This window comes from Gluconacetobacter tumulisoli, from assembly GCF_014174155.1.
In the GTDB taxonomy this organism is placed as follows: Bacteria; Pseudomonadota; Alphaproteobacteria; order Acetobacterales; family Acetobacteraceae; genus Gluconacetobacter; species Gluconacetobacter tumulisoli.
This window is the reverse complement of sequence record NZ_JABEQM010000048.1, coordinates 1-574: the sequence shown is the minus strand read 5'-3', so window position 1 is coordinate 574 and position 574 is coordinate 1. Positions and strand designations below refer to the sequence as shown.

Below are 574 nucleotides of genomic sequence, written 5' to 3'. Positions count from 1 at the left end.
TTTGGCGGTGCGAACGGTGAACTGGCCGCGGCGATGCAATATTCGATCCAGGGCATCAATACTGACGATCCGATGTTGAAGGACCTGCTGATGGATATCGGCACCGAGGAACTGAGTCATCTGGAGGTGATCGGGACGCTGGCCCGCATGCACCTCAAGCCGATGAAAACCATGCGGGAGGACGCTGAAGCGGACCCGCTGCTTGCCATCACCGGAGGTGGCGGCGTGAACCTGTTCAACTCCCGAGGCAATGCATGGACGGCTGATTACCTGAAGATAACCGGGCAGCCGGAGGTGGATCTTCGCAACAATATCGCGGCGGAGGCGCGTGCGAAGATTACCTATGAACGGTTGATCGATTTTTGCGACGACCAGGGCACGCAGGATGCGCTGCAGTTCCTGATGACGCGGGAAATCACGCATATGAAAGCCTTCATGCTGGCACTGGACAGTATGGGCCTGTCACCTCTGGAAATCGGCTCGATTCAGCCCACCCCGGAACTGGTGGACCAATATTTCAATGATTCGACCGACGAAGATGGCGACGGCTCGACGGACATGGCTGGATCCTGGT

The 574-nt window shown here is 57.5% G+C and carries 1 protein-coding gene; it reads left to right on the top strand.

Annotated elements, in window-relative coordinates; genetic code table 11:
- Positions 1–574 (top strand): manganese catalase family protein (locus HLH28_RS17865; RefSeq protein ID WP_182961946.1); only part of this gene is annotated, 574 nt, incomplete at both ends.